This is a genomic window from Tamlana crocina (assembly GCF_012037625.1).
Map to the genome: position 1 here is coordinate 1 of NZ_JAAVJS010000099.1, position 592 is coordinate 592.

Annotated in this window: 1 protein-coding gene and 1 pseudogene; both read left to right on the forward strand. The window is 41.2% G+C overall.

Annotated elements, in window-relative coordinates; genetic code table 11:
* A pseudogene (locus tag HC176_RS15795) lies at positions 1-317 on the forward strand (DUF4350 domain-containing protein); the annotation flags it as partial.
* Positions 318-592, forward strand: a 275-nt coding sequence (locus tag HC176_RS15800) for an AAA family ATPase (RefSeq protein ID WP_209309744.1), incomplete at its 3' end; no start/stop codon positions are given.

The following is a 592-nucleotide window of genomic DNA, read 5'->3' on the forward strand; positions in this document are numbered from 1 at the left end:
TCATAGAACCATTAAAGAATCAAACGCTGGATTTCACCCGCACTATCGCCGGACTTTATCTTGACAAGGGGGATTTTAAAAGTATCGTTTCCAAAAAGATTAGTTTATTTTTGGAATATGTGAGATCCCACTATAGAGTTTCCACACAGGAAGTCAATGATGATTTCTACCGGCGCCTGGCCGCGCTGAGTGAAAATACTGTTGAAGACGTACAAAAATTATGGCAGTACATGGCCCGGCTTGAGAAAGCAGAGTCTGTTTCAAAAGAGGAACTACTGCAGCTGAATAAAGCCATCAAAGCTTTTAAAAATAAGTAAATGGAAAACGAAGAAATAAGAAACGAAGAGATCACTTTTGAGAACAGGATTCCGCTGGAGGATCTAAAGTCTTCAGTAGAAAGTCTCAAGGCGCAACTTTCAAAGATCATTATTGGACAGGAGAAATTCATCGAGTTGTTGATCGTAGGCCTTCTTGCAGATGGTCATGTGTTGATAGAAGGTGTTCCCGGAGTGGCCAAAACCATCACTGCCAAATTATTCGCTAAAACCCTTAAGACAAATTTCAGCCGCATCCAGTTCACCCCCGATCTTAT